General features: G+C 48.6%; 13 protein-coding genes. 3 read left to right on the top strand and 10 right to left on the bottom strand.

Features of this window, described 5'->3' with window-relative positions:
* Nucleotides 1-13: 13 nt before the first annotated feature.
* Complete coding sequence (locus tag QL223_RS20535) at nucleotides 14-673, bottom strand: pseudouridine synthase (protein ID WP_281545803.1); 660 nt, start codon at nucleotides 671-673, stop codon at nucleotides 14-16.
* A 244-nt stretch (nucleotides 674-917) separates the two neighbouring features.
* On the opposite strand from QL223_RS20535, the gene icd reads away from it, so the two are divergent.
* Nucleotides 918-2,165 (top strand): NADP-dependent isocitrate dehydrogenase, encoded by a 1,248-nt coding sequence (icd, locus tag QL223_RS20530; protein WP_002539149.1) that lies wholly within the window; start codon nucleotides 918-920, stop codon nucleotides 2,163-2,165.
* 48 nt (nucleotides 2,166-2,213) lie between these two features.
* Here the strand turns inward: icd and QL223_RS20525 are convergent, their stop codons facing one another.
* Complete coding sequence (locus QL223_RS20525; RefSeq protein ID WP_281545802.1) at nucleotides 2,214-3,707, bottom strand: cytochrome c peroxidase; 1,494 nt, start codon at nucleotides 3,705-3,707, stop codon at nucleotides 2,214-2,216.
* Nucleotides 3,708-4,030: 323 nt separating this feature from the next.
* Nucleotides 4,031-4,252, bottom strand: a complete 222-nt coding sequence (gene cspD, locus QL223_RS20520) for a cold shock domain-containing protein CspD (protein ID WP_002539152.1) — start codon at nucleotides 4,250-4,252, stop codon at nucleotides 4,031-4,033.
* A gap of 813 nt (nucleotides 4,253-5,065) precedes the next feature.
* Here cspD and clpS point away from each other — a divergent pair.
* Together clpS and clpA are read left to right on the top strand one after the other, a co-directional pair.
* The gene (gene clpS, locus QL223_RS20515; RefSeq protein ID WP_002539153.1) at nucleotides 5,066-5,386 is read left to right on the top strand and encodes an ATP-dependent Clp protease adapter ClpS; all 321 of its coding nucleotides are present in this window, start codon (nucleotides 5,066-5,068) and stop codon (nucleotides 5,384-5,386) included.
* 58 nt (nucleotides 5,387-5,444) lie between these two features.
* The gene (gene clpA, locus QL223_RS20510; RefSeq protein ID WP_002539155.1) at nucleotides 5,445-7,709 is read left to right on the top strand and encodes an ATP-dependent Clp protease ATP-binding subunit ClpA; all 2,265 of its coding nucleotides are present in this window, start codon (nucleotides 5,445-5,447) and stop codon (nucleotides 7,707-7,709) included.
* Nucleotides 7,710-7,797: 88 nt separating this feature from the next.
* On the opposite strand, the gene infA is transcribed toward clpA, so the two are convergent.
* From infA to ald, 7 genes are all read right to left on the bottom strand, one after another.
* A complete protein-coding gene (gene infA, locus QL223_RS20505; protein ID WP_002539157.1) occupies nucleotides 7,798-8,016 on the bottom strand; it encodes a translation initiation factor IF-1 in 219 nt (72 codons plus the stop codon).
* A 195-nt stretch (nucleotides 8,017-8,211) separates the two neighbouring features.
* Nucleotides 8,212-8,916 (bottom strand): arginyltransferase, encoded by a 705-nt coding sequence (locus tag QL223_RS20500; protein WP_281545801.1) that lies wholly within the window; start codon nucleotides 8,914-8,916, stop codon nucleotides 8,212-8,214.
* Complete coding sequence (gene aat, locus QL223_RS20495; protein WP_281545800.1) at nucleotides 8,909-9,625, bottom strand: leucyl/phenylalanyl-tRNA--protein transferase; 717 nt, start codon at nucleotides 9,623-9,625, stop codon at nucleotides 8,909-8,911. The genes QL223_RS20500 and aat overlap by 8 nt, the downstream gene beginning before the upstream one ends.
* A 109-nt stretch (nucleotides 9,626-9,734) precedes the next feature.
* Nucleotides 9,735-11,456 (bottom strand): cysteine/glutathione ABC transporter ATP-binding protein/permease CydC, encoded by a 1,722-nt coding sequence (cydC, locus tag QL223_RS20490; RefSeq protein ID WP_281545799.1) that lies wholly within the window; start codon nucleotides 11,454-11,456, stop codon nucleotides 9,735-9,737.
* A complete protein-coding gene (gene cydD, locus QL223_RS20485; RefSeq protein ID WP_281545798.1) occupies nucleotides 11,449-13,218 on the bottom strand; it encodes a cysteine/glutathione ABC transporter permease/ATP-binding protein CydD in 1,770 nt (589 codons plus the stop codon). Before cydD ends, cydC begins: the two co-directional genes overlap by 8 nt.
* 136 nt (nucleotides 13,219-13,354) lie before the next feature.
* Complete coding sequence (trxB, locus tag QL223_RS20480; protein WP_281545797.1) at nucleotides 13,355-14,317, bottom strand: thioredoxin-disulfide reductase; 963 nt, start codon at nucleotides 14,315-14,317, stop codon at nucleotides 13,355-13,357.
* Nucleotides 14,318-14,438: 121 nt separating this feature from the next.
* Nucleotides 14,439-15,554 carry an alanine dehydrogenase gene (ald, locus tag QL223_RS20475; RefSeq protein ID WP_281545796.1) on the bottom strand — a complete coding sequence of 372 codons (1,116 nt, stop codon included), beginning with the start codon at nucleotides 15,552-15,554 and terminating at the stop codon, nucleotides 14,439-14,441.
* Nucleotides 15,555-15,678 lie beyond the last annotated feature (124 nt).

Genomic DNA, 15,678 nt, shown 5'->3' with positions numbered 1-15,678 from the left:
TGTGAGTCACAATTTAATCGCGTGCAGGCGGTGGCACTTCACGCCATTCACCGGGTTGCAAGTCATCGACGGTCCAGTTACCCATTTTGTATCTCACCAGACGTAAGGTGGGGTGACCCACTGCAGCGGTCATTCGGCGAACCTGTCTGTTTCGGCCTTCTGTCAGCGTGATGGCTAGCCAGGTTGTCGGCACGGAAGGACGATGGCGAATAGGTGGATTGCGATCCCAAATAGTGGGTTCAGCCATGACTTCCACTCCAGCAGGGAGTGTCCAGCCGTCGTTAAGCTCCACACCATCACGAAGAGCATTCAGCGATTCTTCGGAAGGCTCACCTTCTACCTGTACCCAGTAAGTTTTGGCGGACTTGGATTGTGGCTGGGTCAGGCGCGCCTGCAAAATGCCGTCGTTGGTTAACACTAACAAGCCTTCGCTATCTTTATCGAGGCGTCCTGCAGGATAAACGTCCTTCACTGGAATGAAGTCGGCCAAGGTCGAATCCCCCGGCTCGCCCGTGAACTGTGTCAGGGTGTTGAAAGGTTTATTGAATAGAATAACTTTCGTCGGCCCTTTCGGACGCGAAGGTTTATCAGTGCGTCGGCGTGAAGTGCGTCGGAAATTCGGCTTTGAAGATGGCGGTTTAGCGCCTCTTTTAGGGGTGGTTTTAAACGTCATTAAGTCGTGTCAATCAGGTCTAGTAACAAATGAGACCTTGGTATTATACATGGAATTATGTGATTGGCGTGTTGCGGGAATTACAGTATTCTTTTGCCCGCATGTTATGCCCGTTGACCTTGGGTATGTACCAGACAGAACAATTAACTGACGTGCTACAAGGACTTAAAAGTGCGTCGAAGTGCGACAGAAAATTGTTCTGTTTGGTGAGCGCAAAATAACAAATGGACGCTAGGAGAATTAAATGGAAAGTAAAGTAGTCGTGCCAGCTGGTGAGAAAATTGCGGTAGAAAACGGCAAGCTGGTCGTTCCTAACAACCCAGTTATCCCTTACATCGAAGGTGATGGTATTGGTGTTGACGTTAGTCCTGCAATGCTCAAAGTTGTAGATGCGGCAGTAGAAAAAGCTTATGGCGGTGACCGTAAGATCTCCTGGATGGAAATCTACACTGGTGAGAAGTCGACTCAAGTCTACGGTGAAGACCAATGGCTGCCGACTGAAACACTGGATTTTATTCGTGAATACAAAGTTGCTATTAAAGGCCCTCTGACTACCCCTGTTGGCGGTGGTATCCGTTCTTTGAACGTTGCACTGCGTCAGGAACTGGATCTGTACATCTGTGCACGTCCAGTACGTTACTTCGATGGCGTGCCAAGCCCTCTGAAACAACCAGAACTGACTGACATGGTTATCTACCGTGAAAACTCGGAAGATATCTATGCGGGTGTTGAGTTTAAAGCTGGCACTGCAGAAGCAGACAAAGTCATCAAATTCCTTAAAGAAGAAATGGGTGCAACGAAAATCCGTTTCGACGAGGAGTGTGGTATTGGTATCAAGCCAGTATCTGAAGAAGGTACTAAGCGTCTGGTTCGTGCTGCTATCCAGTACACTATCGACAACGAGCGTGACTCGATGACTCTGGTGCACAAAGGTAACATCATGAAGTTTACCGAAGGTGCGTTTAAAGACTGGGGTTACGAAGTAGCGAAAGAAGAATTCGGTGCTGAGCTGCTGGACGGTGGTCCATGGATGACTCTGAAAAACCCTAACACGGGCAAAGAGATCATCATCAAAGACGTTATCGCGGACGCATTCCTGCAGCAAATCCTGCTGCGCCCAGCGGAGTACGATGTGATTGCAACCATGAACCTGAACGGTGACTACGTATCAGATGCGCTTGCTGCGCAAGTTGGTGGTATTGGTATTGCCCCTGGTGCAAACATCGGCGACGGCATCGCACTGTTCGAAGCAACTCACGGTACTGCACCTAAGTACGCGGGTCAGGACAAAGTGAACCCAGGTTCTCTGATCCTGTCTGCAGAAATGATGCTGCGTCACATGGGTTGGACTGAAGCTGCTGACCTGATCATCAGCTCAATGGAAAAAGCGATCAGCAACAAGACTGTGACCTATGACTTTGAGCGTCTGATGGATGGCGCAACCCTGCGTAAGTGTTCTGAGTTCGCACAAGACATGATCGACCAAATGTAATTTGGCTCTCGATTGATTGAAAACCCGGCTTATGCCGGGTTTTTTATTTTAAAGCGGGTTTAAATTGCTATCGACAGCGTGGACACGCAAGCCATCGGGGTCAATGTCGTCATCAACCAGCCAGGGCTCTAAGCATTCACGGTTTTGAGTGCAGGGGTCAGTGAGCGCTCGCAGGAAGGATGCTAAGTCGTTAATGTCGGTCGAACCATAGAAGTAAGGTGATTTGAGTTTACTCAGGCCCATCGCCTGTTGGAAGAACATGGTCCAAAGTGCTTCATAGGTATTTGCTCTACGATCTGCCTGCTGAATATTGGGCTGTGGGCCATCGTATGTGTACAGTACGCCGGAATAAAATGGGTCCATATGATGCCGGATGACTCCCTCCAGCGTATTGAAAGCGCCGCTGTGGCCATAGGGAGAAGTCATTTCTACATTCAGCAATGAGGGAGTCCTGAAGGCATAAGCATCGCGGAAGAGTAAATTTTCCCTATATCTGCCAAAGTCATGGGTACCCGTTTCTCCATCGCCTTTACCACGGCCAATTTGTGGCATGGCGATATTGTGGAATCCTTCATCTGTCATTAAATCGCCTTGGTGGCATGACTGGCAATCGAACCCACCTTCAAAGCGGTCAGCGAAGAACTTTAATGCCCCTCGTTTTTCTTGTAGGGATAAGGCGGTCTTGTCGCCTTTGATATATTGATACCATCTATTGTCGACAAAAGACTGGGAGCGCATGTATTCGCCCAGAACTTCGCGAATAGTTGCGCTGTTTATTACCTCTTCTAAAGGCGCATCCTGTTTGTTAAAAGTCTGCCGGAATAAGGTTGGCCATTGATTGATAATTAGTGGCTCAAGCTCTCCACGTAGTCTGGCAGCAATTAAGTCGCGGATTTCTTGATTGCTCTTGTCCTGTGCGAATGAAAACCCCCTCATTTCTTCTTGTGGTGTGATTGGAAAACCTGCTTGCGCATGGGAAAGATTGGCACCTGCATCACTGTCAGGATTACCTATTCCCGAGTCAGGCGTGCTGATAGGGCCAATCGCCCCATGCTGAAACGGCACAGGGAGAAGTGCTTCAACTCGCCCGTCATGAAATAGGTGGCGGTCCCAGAATCCCAGATTGAAAGAGGTGGGCACATTACGCGGCATAGTAGGTCCACCATCATAGTTCACAGCCGTTGAGCGATGCTGTCGACCTGGCCCCAGTAAGTCTGGGTTGACTGAGTCTACACCTATAGCTATCGATAAGGCATCTGCACCCCCGAGCGTGGGATGATGACAGCTGACACAAGCTGTATCGAAGTTGCCGCTTTGGATTTTGCTAAAGAACAGCAGTTTCCCGAGCTGCGCTTTTGGTGTGTTAATTGAAGGGATGGTGCGATGCTTACTAGGATCGCCAGTCAGTGAGTATTGGGCGATCTTATTCGTCAGGGCATTGTCTACCCATTGCTCGCTCTGAAAGTCGATAAAGGAAGCATGGGTGATGGATGAAAAGAGTAAGATCAGGGTTAGTACAGTTGAATAGATTTTTGTCTTCATAGGTCCTCCAACAAACATCATGTTGTGCTCTTACGGCACTAGAATGACGCTATCTCAATGTACTCGTATATCTGCACAGCAATGAGTTCCACAGTTGGGAATAGTTTTAATTTTTCAGGGATTTAACAGTCATGTTATCGACTCTGAGGCATGAGGGCAGTCGAACGGATGAAACCGGGTAGCGAAAGAGCTGGAGTATTGTAATAAAGGGGAGTGGGTGAGGGTTTCAAGGGTATGATCAGCACAAATAAAAAAGAGCGAACGTAACGTTCGCTCTTTCAATTCTCGACCTTCCGGCAGCGAAAAAGTTTATAGCAACACTATTATTTTAAAGCTTCGTTCTCGACAGGAACGATTTGGCTGGCGTGGTAACCTTTCGGACCTTCCTGTACCTCGTAGTTCACAGTCTGACCCGCTTTTAGCGTGCGGTAGCCGTCCATTTGTATTGTGGAGTAGTGCGCGAAAATATCGCCATCACCTTCGTCAGGGCAAATGAACCCAAACCCTTTAGCGTTGTTAAACCATTTAACTGTACCAGTTGCCATGCGAAACATCCCTCTTGCATTCAAATTGCATAACTATGAGTAAAACCAACCAGTGCAATCACGTTACTCAGAAGTAATTGATGCAGTATGTTTTTACTTCAATTCCCACTCTAGTAGAAAGATTTAGACAGTCAAGCCTGCTTGCCCCCATATAACAACATTTTAATAAAAATGGCTATTGTTCTGACAGAAGGATGATGGGGGTATCATTTTTGTAAACTTAGTTGCATTAATGAAACGAAAGTTTATTCATTAAGAGGTTGATTGGTGGGCTTAATTTACAACTCCATCAACGATAACCCTTATTGTGGCTCAACGGGGTGGTCATACCAACAGGAATATTGTGAGTAAAACTAGGGTGTTGCCAGTAGTATCACCCCTTGCGAATTAATATGTTAATACACCTATTATTCGATATTTCCAAACGCAATATGAAATCCTGAAACATTCATCTAGCAAATTAAGTTTTGATACTTCGAGACACCTTGATAAAAATGAGACCAAATAATTTTGATTTTTTTTGTATGGAAAAACTGACATTGCGATTTTGCTAAATGCCAGATATTGAAGTGAAATTGAGTGACTATGATGGCGGTCTGATAGTAGATAGGGGGGTGAGCGTGATTTATGTGGTGATTTGCAGGCGAAAATCAGCGCGCCGTAGCAATGAAACGGTTGCTGGAATACAATCTGTGGATTACGTTTTAAATAGTGGTAGAGATTCTTGTGTTAAATGTCTCAATCTATGATTCTGACGTATAAATAGTTGTTTTATAAGAAACACTTGAGCTACCTTAAAGATTGTAATCCCTTATGAGTAAAAAGTACGAATGGATAGTTCCGGATTCCGATGTAAAGGAAGCGGAAGAAACCAAGGTAAAACCGCCATCATTATACAAAGTGGTATTGAATAATGATGATTACACCCCCATGGAGTTTGTAGTGGAGGTGTTGCAGCGGTTCTTTTCTATGGATATAGAGAAAGCAACACAGCTGATGCTTACGGTGCATTACGAAGGTAAAGCTGTTTGTGGCGTATTCACTGCGGAAGTTGCCGAGATGAAAGTCGCACAAGTAATGATGCATGCGAAAGAACATCAACACCCACTGTTGTGCACAATGGAGAAGGCCTAAGTCGCAAACCCGGTTTTTCTCCGGCACACCATAATGTGGTATTTGAGGGAGGTGCCTTATGCTAAACAAAGAACTCGAAGCAAGCCTTAATGGGGCATTTGCAAGAGCACGTGAAAAACGTCATGAGTTCATGACAGTTGAACATCTGCTACTGGCGCTTCTGGAAAACGTCGCGGCTCGAGAAGCTTTACTCGCCTGCCGCGCGGATCTCGATGCTCTGCGTAAAGAGCTGGAAGCATTCATTGAACAAACCACTCCACTTATCCCTGTCGACGATGATAACCGTGAAACACAGCCAACCCTGAGTTTCCAGCGTGTGCTTCAACGTGCCGTTTTCCACGTTCAGTCTTCAGGTCGTAGCGAAGTTAGTGGTGCTAATGTACTGGTCGCGATTTTCAGCGAACAGGAATCGCATGCTGCTTACCTTCTCAAGAAAAATGACATCAGCCGTCTGGATGTCGTTAATTACATTTCACACGGTACAACCAAGTCTTCCAGCAGCGATGAAGAATTACCGGGTGCGGATTTGTCGTCGGATGAAGCGGCGGTTGAAGGTGGTGGCGAAGAACGTCTCGAGAACTTTGCTACAAACCTTAACCAGCTAGCCCGTGTGGGTGGCATCGACCCACTGATTGGCCGGGACAAAGAACTAGAGCGCACCATTCAGGTGCTATGTCGTCGCCGTAAGAATAATCCACTGCTAGTGGGTGAAGCTGGTGTCGGTAAAACAGCCATTGCCGAAGGTCTTGCATGGCGTATCGTTGAAGGTCAGGTGCCGGAAATCATTCAGGACTGTGTGATCTATTCACTGGATATTGGCTCATTGCTTGCCGGTACCAAGTACCGCGGTGATTTCGAAAAGCGCTTCAAGAGCATTTTGAAACAGCTAGAGAAAGAAGATCACGCGGTGCTTTTCATTGATGAAATCCACACCATCATCGGCGCTGGTGCAGCGTCCGGTGGTCAGGTCGATGCTGCCAACCTGATTAAACCACTGCTGTCCAGCGGTAAGCTTCGCTGTATCGGTTCAACGACTTATCAGGAATACAGCAGCATTTTCGAAAAAGAGCGTGCGTTGGCGCGTCGTTTCCAGAAGATCGATGTGGTTGAACCATCATTGGATGACACGACTAAGATCCTGATGGGCCTGAAACCTAAATATGAAGCTCACCACGAAGTTCGTTACACAAACAAAGCGATTCGTGCCGCGGTTGAGCTTTCTGCGAAATACATTAATGAGCGTCATCTACCAGATAAAGCCATTGATGTGATTGATGAAGCGGGCGCACGTTGTCGTCTGGCTCCAGCCAGCAAACGTAAGAAGACCGTGGGTGTGGGTGACATTGAGGCGATGATCGCCAAGATGGCACGTATCCCAGAAAAATCGGTTTCTTCTACTGACCGCGACGTACTCCAGTCACTTGAGCAGAAGCTTAAAATGCTGGTATTCGGACAGGATGATGCAATCAGCGCACTGTGCGAAGCGATCAAACTGAGCCGAGCGGGATTAGGCGCAGAGAACAAGCCAGTGGGCTCATTCCTTTTCGCAGGCCCTACTGGAGTTGGTAAAACGGAAGTGACGGTTCAGCTCGCACGCGCCATGGGTATAGAACTTCAGCGCTTTGATATGTCTGAGTACATGGAGCGTCACACCGTTAGTCGTCTGATTGGTGCGCCTCCAGGTTACGTGGGCTACGATCAGGGCGGTTTGTTGACTGACGCTGTGATTAAGCATCCGCATTGTGTGGTGCTGCTGGATGAGATTGAAAAAGCTCACCCGGATGTCTTTAACCTGCTGCTGCAGGTAATGGATAACGGCACACTGACTGACAATAACGGTCGCAAAGCTGACTTCCGCAATGTGATTCTGGTAATGACGACCAATGCCGGTGTGACCGAAACGGTGCGCAAGTCTATTGGTCTGATCCAACAAGATCACAGCCATGATGCAATGTCGGAAATCAAGAAGGTATTCTCACCTGAATTCCGTAACCGCCTCGATAACATCATTTGGTTCAACCATCTTGATAAGAGCATTATTCTTCAGGTGGTGGATAAGTTCATCGTGGAACTACAGGCTCAATTGGATGCCCGTGGCGTGTCACTGGAAGTGACAGACAAAGCCAAGCTTTGGCTGTCAGAGAAAGGCTATGACAAGTCGATGGGTGCGCGTCCTATGGCGCGAGTCATGCAGGATCATGTGAAGAAGAATCTGGCCAATGAACTGCTGTTTGGCTGCTTGGTCAATGGCGGAACGGTTAAGGTTGGCGTGAAAAACGACAAACTCACGTTCAGCTTCAGCGATGAAATGGAACCAGCCTAAATAGAAAACCGGACGCATAATCGTCCGGTTTTTCAAAACGACAAAAACCCGGCATTGCCGGGTTTTTTGTATTCGCGAGACGTGAGGATTAGCGCGCGCGGAAGATGATGCGACCTTTAGACAGGTCGTAAGGCGTCATCTCAACGGTAACTTTGTCACCGGTCAGGATACGGATGTAGTTTTTGCGCATCTTACCAGAGATGTGAGCAGTGACTACGTGGCCGTTCTCTAGTTCTACGCGAAACATGGTGTTTGGCAGGGTATCCAGAACGGTACCTTGCATTTCAATTACGTCTTCTTTTGCCATTTAATCCTCTTGGGCTACCGATCAGCCAAATTTTGACCGGCAGATAATGCCTTGATTGATTGAGTCTGTAAAGTTTAGGGGCGGAATTTTACCCCTTTGCATCCGTACTGACCAGCAAAAATCAGCTATTGGTTAAGGTTTGGGCGCTTTTCTGCCGGCTGGCTTAAAGAAAATTGAGAGGTGAACACCCAAGGTCTAAAACTGATCGCCATCTATCCAACTGCCTGCCACATAACGCTGGTGAGGTTTGAACTTCTGTTTGTAGTTCATGGCACTGCAGGCATCGATTTGAAAGCCTAAGTATAGCCAGGGGATGTCGTTTTTCCGTGCCTGTTCGATTTGAGCGAGAACGCACAGTGAACCTAGAGACCATGAATGCTCCGGCTCAAAAAAGCTGTAAATGGCGCTATATCCATTCTCGAGAACATCCGTAACTGCAATGGCAATTAACGTCCCATTCTCATAAAGATGCAGGTACTTAGAGGTCTGCCAATCGCTTTGCACAAATGAACTGAAATCCTGCTTGCTCGCGGGATACATGGAGCCATTTCTATGCCGGGCTGAGATATAGCGCTCATAGAGAGCAAACCATTCTTTGTCCATCTTATCCTTAAGCTCAACGGTAAGGCGCTTCAGTTGGCTCAAATGACGTTTTTGGCTTCGGGATGGTATGAATCCAAACGTATCAACGCGAAGGGAGTGACACGCTGTACAGGCGCGACAATAGGGGCGGTATATATTGTTTCCACTGCGACGAAAACCACTTTGCACCAGAAACCCATAACCGCGGTCAGTGTGAAGCTCTGGGTCAAGTACCACGGCAACAGATTCTTCCTGACCGGCCAGATAGCTACAAGAAGAAGGTGCCATTACGCCGATACGTATTGATTGGCTAGCCATGATTGACGTGAATCCATTGCGAACGGAAGAGAGATGCATCGGTGATCTGGTGCTTCAGTTCACTGAGCAGCAGAGTGAAATCATGCCTCTGAACAGGTTCTGCGCCTAACGAAGCGAGGTGATCTGTCATCATCTGACAATCAATCAACTTGCCCCCGTGGTGTCGGAAATGTTCACAGAAATACCAAAGCGCAGTTTTTGATGCGTTGGTTTTCAACGAGAACATGGATTCACCGCAGAAGAGTGAACCGACATTGACGCCGTACAAACCCCCAATCAACTCATCTTCCTGCCATACCTCGACACTATGAGCCGAACCAAGTTGGTGGAGACGGATATAAGCTTCGCGCATTTCAGGTGTAATCCACACCTGATTTTCGCCTCGGATTAGCGCGCAATGCTGAATGACCTGTTCAAACGCCCGGTTGATGGAAACCCGGTAGCCTTGTTTGCGCACATACTTTTTGAGGCTCCGGCTTGGCACAAAAGCGATGGGGTCAATCACTGCCCGTTCCGCTGGTGACCACCAGAGCAATGGTTCATCTTCACCAAACCAAGGGAAGATGCCTTTTGAATACGCTACACGCAATCGTTCTGGCGATAGATCTCCGCCAATAGCCAACAAGCCATCGGGTTCTTCCAGAGCCGATGAAACGGGAGGAAAAAAGTCGGGGTTGTTGTCATCCAATGGCGGCAGGTAGATGGTCATATCATTTCTTTAAGGTCAAAAAAGGGAGCTAAGCTCCCTTTAGTTTATACCCAAACGCCAGTCAAAATCGCTGAATCCAGCATCTTCAGTTTGTTTGGGTATTGAGAGATTATTGAATTCGTTGAAGCAGTTGGCTGTATCGACCGTCTGCTTCTTTCAGGGTTTGGTGAGAGCCCTGTTCGATAATTCGCCCTTCATCCATTAAACACACCTTGTCCATTTCGGTCAGTCCCACCAGACGGTGTGTAATAAACAATACGGTTTTGTCTTTGGCATGGTCGAGCAGCAAAGACAGAATTTGTCGCTCTGTTTTCACATCCAAACCTTCCGTAGGCTCATCAAGCAGCAGGATAGGCGCGTCTCGCAGCAGGGCTCTTGCAATGCCAAGACGACGCCTCTCACCACCGGATAGCTGGCGTCCGCCATCTCCCAGCCAAGTGTCTAAGCCCGGACCTTCCAGCAAAGCAGATAGACCCACTTGTTCGATGACGGATGTTAGCTCTTCATCCGAGGCGTTGGGCTTCGCCATGGAGAGGTTATGACGCACTGCGCCATTGAACACGTCTACGCGCTGGCTGACGACAGCAATTGAGCTTCTCAGTGCAGACTCACGCCAGGTGTCCAACGCGACACCATCAATACAGACGCTGCCTGACGATGGATCCCACGCGCGGGTGATCAACTGTAGCAGGGTAGATTTACCGCAACCAGTTCGACCCAATAGTGCCACTTTTTCACCGGCTTTCACGGACAGTGAAATACCATTCACTGCGGGTTGTTCGGCTCCGTGGTATGAGAAGGTCACATCACTGAAAGTGATATCTCCTTTGGCTGTGTTGTTGTGGCCCATCGGATCAAACGGCGTTTCCGGCTCTGCCTCAATGATTTCGTTTAGACGCTTCGCTGATGTCATTGTCTGGCTCAGGTACTGGAATGCTCCGGCTACAGGCATCATCAATTCGAAGCTTGCCATCGTGGCAAATGCAACCATGGCGACATAAGGATTAGGCAGTTCGCCACCAATGCCATCAGCGGCCAACCAAAGCATAAACACCAGTGTCAGGCCATTGGCTGCCAGCAATACACCATTTGCCAGGCCTGTAATTCGCGCCATTTGTCTTTGTGATGACAAAAGACGTTGCTCTGCTTCTACTGCTGCGTCGCGATAACGATCAGCGGCGCCGAAGATTTGCAGTTCGGCATGACCCTGTAGCCAGTCGAGCAAAGAAATACGCAGTTGCGACTTGGATTGAGTGATTTCAATGCCATGTGACCTACCAAGGTGGTAGAACACCACAGGCAGCACCAACATCAGCGACAGCAAGATGGCACCAAGCGTGAGACCGATAACTGGATCAAACCAATACAGGAAACCACTAATACTCAAAATGCCCAGCACTCCGACAATCAGCGGGCTGACCAGACGAAGATAAACATGATCCATTGCATCCACATCCGCCACCAGACGGTTAAGGATATCGGCGTCGCGCAGGTTTCCGACTTTACCTGGGATAAGTGGCGTCAGTTTCTCAAAGAAGAAGATGCGAAGGTCTGCCAGCAGCTTGAAGGTGGCGTTGTGACTGACAACGCGCTCGCCCCAACGGCCAGCCGTTCTTGCGATAGAAAAGCCGCGCACACCTGCAGCTGGCAGCATGTAGTTGAAGTTTGCTGTCGCCAGCAGGCCTGCGACTGCAGAAGCAGCAATGAACCAACCTGACAGGGTAAGCAAACCAATTGCAGCAGCCAGTGTCGCGAAAGACAACAGCATGCCAAGTGACAAGCCGAACCAGTGCTTTTTGTAGAGTTTCAGGAAGGGAATCAAATCACGCATCGAGATCGCTCCTGTCGACAGCCTGGATCATCTCGGCGAAGACCCCTTCATGTTTCAGTTGTTCGAAGGTGCCTTGTTGCACCAGTTTACCCAGTTGCATCACTAAAATGTTGTCACAACCGCCTAGTTGGTCGATGCGGTGGCTCACCAACAAAGAGGTGGTGTCTTTGGTAGCATGGTCGAGGCTTTCCATGACTAAGCGTTCGCTGGAAGCATCTAGGCTCGCGGTGGGTTCATCAAGCACCCAGAAGCGTCCTTCCTGAAGTAATGCTCTGGCAACCGCGATACGTTGCGCCTGACCGACGGACAACCCAGATGCACGATCACCAACCGAGTGTTCCAGACCCTTCTCGAGTCGCTGGATAAACTCGTCAGCATAAGCTGCTTTGGTTACACGTTGTATTTGCTCATTGGTTGCCATAGGAGCGGCGAGGCAAACATTGTCTTTCACTGAACCATGGAACAACTGCGGATTTTGGCCTACCCAGCTCACCTGCTTGCGCCAGTATGCCAAATCAGCATTTTTCAGCTCCATACCATTCACAGACAGGCTGCCACGATAAGGCAAAAATCCAAGGATTGCGTTAATCAGACTGGTTTTACCTGCGCCACTTTGGCCAACAAGCGCGACCTTTTGACCTTCCCGAATTTCAAAGCTGATAGGGCCGGCGAGAACAGCACCGTCAGGGCTAAGAACTTCGAGATCGGTAGCCTTGATACTGATCGCTTCATCAGACACTTTTGCACTGCCTGATGCTTGATGTTCTGGTGTGGAGTCGAGGAAGTTAACGATGGATTCCGCAGCACCAATCGCTTGTGCTTTCGCGTGATAGAAAGTACCTAGATCGCGCAGTGGTTGGTAAAACTCAGGTGCCAGTACCAGAACAAAAATACCAATGAAGAGGGTAATGCCCATACCGTAATGGCCGAAGTTTAGTTCCCCAATGTAACTGAAACCGAAATACACCGCAGTGACCGCAATAGATAGCGCAGTGAAAAACTCCAGCACGGCGGAGGAGAGGAATGCCAGTCGCAGCACTTCCATGGTGCGTTTGCGGAAGTCTTCTGAAGCGACGCGAAGGTGATTGCTTTCGGCTTCTGCCTGATCGAACAGGCGAATGGTAGAAAGGCCACGTAGGCGATCGTAGAAGTGACCGGAAAGTCGCTGTAACGCTTTAAAATTGCGTCGGTTGGCATCAGCTGCACCCATTCCCACCAATGCCATGAAAAATGGTACGAGTGGTGCAGTCACCAGAAATATCAGACCCGCCGCCCAGTTCAAGGGGAATACAGCAATCAGAATGATAAAGGGAATCAGAACAGCAATGGCCATTTGTGGCAGGTAGCGGGCAAAAAAGTCCTGCATTTCCTCTACCTGTTCGAGTATCAAGCTTGCCCATGTGCCTGCCGGTCTGCCCTGAATCGTGGCAGGACCTAGTTCATGGAGCTTATCGAGGATCAGTTTGCGGATATGAAGACGCACCGCTTCGCCGGCTCGGTAGCCCGCTTGCTCTTTACCCCAACTGCATAGGGCACGAATACAGACAACGATACCGAGTGCGACAAAAGAGAGCCAAAGTTCGGATTTGTCGGCTTTCTCAATGATTAAGTCGTGGAGAATATTGGCGAGCAAAGCTGCTTGGGCAACAAGAAAAAGGCCAGACAAAAATGCCAGCCCAATTGCTGTCATAAGCCAAGTTTTGCCAAGCTTGCTTTGCCCCTTGAGCCATTGAGCGAGCGAGCGCTGTTTCTTTTTATCCATAGTACTTCATTGGTATTTTTATGTTACCGATACGAATGAACCGGGTGGGAGCGATCCCTGTGGCTGATATCGGTCTTTGGAAGGCTGAAATGGCAAAATGATAGGCCCGCATACAAACGGGCCTAACAGAAGTGGATTACTGGGTTTTAGCTTGTGCGTCCAGGAAACGCTCAGCGTCCAGTGCTGCCATACAGCCGGTACCAGCAGAAGTGATTGCCTGACGGTAAATATGGTCCATAACATCACCTGCAGCGAAAACACCTTCAACGCTGGTCTGCGTTGCGTTGCCTTCTAAGCCTGACTGCACCTTGATATAACCATTGTGCATGTCCAGCTGACCTTCAAAAATACCAGTGTTTGGTTTATGGCCAATAGCAACGAATAGACCCATCACATCCAACTCTTCAGTATTGTCAGATTGCGTGTCTTTAATACGAACGCCAGTCACACCCATGTCGTCGCCCAGTACTTCATCCAGAACACGGTCAGTGTGCAGAACGATGTTACCGTTTTCGACTTTATCCATCAGGCGGTTAACCAGAATTTTCTCCGCACGGAAGCTGTCACGACGGTGGATAAGGTGAACTTCTGAAGCGATGTTAGACAGGTAAAGTGCTTCTTCAACAGCCGTGTTACCACCACCAATGACTGCGACTTTTTGGTTGCGGTAGAAGAAACCGTCACATGTCGCACAAGCTGATACGCCGCGCCCTTTGAAGTTTTCCTCTGATTCCATGCCCAAGTACTGAGCAGATGCACCCGTTGCAATGATCAGTGCATCACAGGTGTATTCGCCATTGTCGCCTTTCAGGCGGAAAGGGCGCTGGGTCAGATCCGTTTCGTTGATGTGATCGAAGATGATTTCAGTATCAAACTTCTCAGCGTGCTCTTTCATGCGCTCCATCAGTGCTGGGCCAGTTAGACCTTCAGCGTCACCCGGCCAGTTCTCAACCTCTGTCGTGGTCGTAAGCTGACCGCCCTGTTGCAGACCAGTTACCATCACTGGGTTCAGGTTAGCGCGCGCCGCGTAAACTGCAGCGGTATAACCAGCAGGGCCAGAACCTAAGATAAGAAGGCTTGCATGCTTTACGTTGCTCATTATTTCTCCGGGTGGATTTAGTGTTATGCAATGGAACCGATTGTAGGGAAATTGTAGAGCTAAAGAAAGGGCACCATGCGGTGCCCTTTATCGAAAAATGTTATCTGTTATTACGCTTCAGTTAGGCCAGTGTCGCCTTTGCGTCGACGTATTCCAGATCAAATGCTTCCGCGACTTCACGGATGGTGACTTTGCCGTCGATGACATTCAGGCCATTCAACAGGTTCTGATCAGAAAGCAGCGCGTTACGGTAACCGAGATTCGCCAACTTCACGATATATGGGAGAGTGGCGTTGTTTAGTGCAAATGTAGAGGTACGTGCAACAGCACCAGGCATGTTTGCCACACAGTAGTGAACCACGTCGTCGACAATATACGTTGGGTCGGCATGTGTTGTTGCTTTCGAGGTTTCGAAACAGCCACCTTGGTCGATAGCAACATCGACGACTGCTGCGCCTGGTTTCATGCGTTTGATGTGGTCAGCATTTACCAATTTTGGTGCTGCTGCACCAGGGATAAGCACTGCTCCGATGACCAAATCTGCGGCGAGAACGTGTTTTTCAAGAATTTCTTCTGTTGAATATAAAACTTTTGCGCGTCCCTGAAACTCTTCGTCCAAAGCACGAAGTGTGTCGATGTTGCGGTCTAAAATTGTGACATCTGCCCGCATTCCAACAGCCATTCGAGCTGCATTTGAGCCGACCACGCCGCCGCCTAACACCACAATTTTAGCGGGTTCAACGCCTGGAACACCACCTAGCAGCATACCAGCGCCGCCGCGCGATTTTTCCAACGCCTGAGCACCTGCCTGAATAGACATTCGTCCTGCGACCTCTGACATCGGCGCCAAAAGTGGCAATCTACCCTTAGAATCTGTTACGGTTTCATAGGCTATACAGACAGCTTTGCTCTTGATAAGGTCTTGTGTCTGTGGAAAATCTGGTGCAAGGTGCAAATAGGTAAACAATATTTGCCCTTCGCGAAGCATGGCACGTTCAACTGCCTGTGGCTCTTTAACTTTGACAATCATTTCAGCAGCTGCGAAGACATCTTCTGCAGTTGGAAGAATAGAAGCACCAGCCTTGATGTAGTCATCATCGCTGAAGCCGATACCCGCACCCGCCTGGGACTGGACGTGAACAGTGTGGCCATGGGATATCAGCTCGCGAACGCTGGCAGGGACCATACCGACACGGTACTCGTGGTTTTTGATTTCTTTAGGTACACCAATGATCATCCTGAAACCTCGCTTCTTTGTAGAGTTATTGGCTGTTGTTTTGTAGTATTGTTGTATTTAGAGCTAGTATAGTTCGCCAAAAGCCGGATTTGATGCTAAATATATAAAATATGTTAGAAAAAAT

It is taken from the genome of Grimontia sp. SpTr1, assembly GCF_947387585.1.
Classification (GTDB): Bacteria; Pseudomonadota; Gammaproteobacteria; order Enterobacterales; family Vibrionaceae; genus Enterovibrio; species Enterovibrio indicus.
Note: the sequence above shows the minus strand (reverse complement) of the source record. Positions and strands in the feature narration are given on the sequence as shown.

Excerpts from the sequence above, each read along its gene's own strand:
- QL223_RS20500 (WP_281545801.1), bottom strand. The coding sequence starts at position 8,916 with ATGGCTAGCCAATCAATACGTATCGGCGTAATGGCACCTTCTTCTTGT.
- clpS (WP_002539153.1), top strand. The coding sequence starts at position 5,066 with ATGAGTAAAAAGTACGAATGGATAGTTCCGGATTCCGATGTAAAGGAA.
- cspD (WP_002539152.1), bottom strand. The coding sequence starts at position 4,252 with ATGGCAACTGGTACAGTTAAATGGTTTAACAACGCTAAAGGGTTTGGG.
- ald (WP_281545796.1), bottom strand. The coding sequence starts at position 15,554 with ATGATCATTGGTGTACCTAAAGAAATCAAAAACCACGAGTACCGTGTC.
- cydC (WP_281545799.1), bottom strand. The coding sequence starts at position 11,456 with ATGCGTGATTTGATTCCCTTCCTGAAACTCTACAAAAAGCACTGGTTC.
- QL223_RS20535 (WP_281545803.1), bottom strand. The coding sequence starts at position 673 with ATGACGTTTAAAACCACCCCTAAAAGAGGCGCTAAACCGCCATCTTCA.
- QL223_RS20525 (WP_281545802.1), bottom strand. The coding sequence starts at position 3,707 with ATGAAGACAAAAATCTATTCAACTGTACTAACCCTGATCTTACTCTTT.
- icd (WP_002539149.1), top strand. The coding sequence starts at position 918 with ATGGAAAGTAAAGTAGTCGTGCCAGCTGGTGAGAAAATTGCGGTAGAA.
- trxB (WP_281545797.1), bottom strand. The coding sequence starts at position 14,317 with ATGAGCAACGTAAAGCATGCAAGCCTTCTTATCTTAGGTTCTGGCCCT.
- infA (WP_002539157.1), bottom strand. The coding sequence starts at position 8,016 with ATGGCAAAAGAAGACGTAATTGAAATGCAAGGTACCGTTCTGGATACC.
- cydD (WP_281545798.1), bottom strand. The coding sequence starts at position 13,218 with ATGGATAAAAAGAAACAGCGCTCGCTCGCTCAATGGCTCAAGGGGCAA.
- aat (WP_281545800.1), bottom strand. The coding sequence starts at position 9,625 with ATGACCATCTACCTGCCGCCATTGGATGACAACAACCCCGACTTTTTT.
- clpA (WP_002539155.1), top strand. The coding sequence starts at position 5,445 with ATGCTAAACAAAGAACTCGAAGCAAGCCTTAATGGGGCATTTGCAAGA.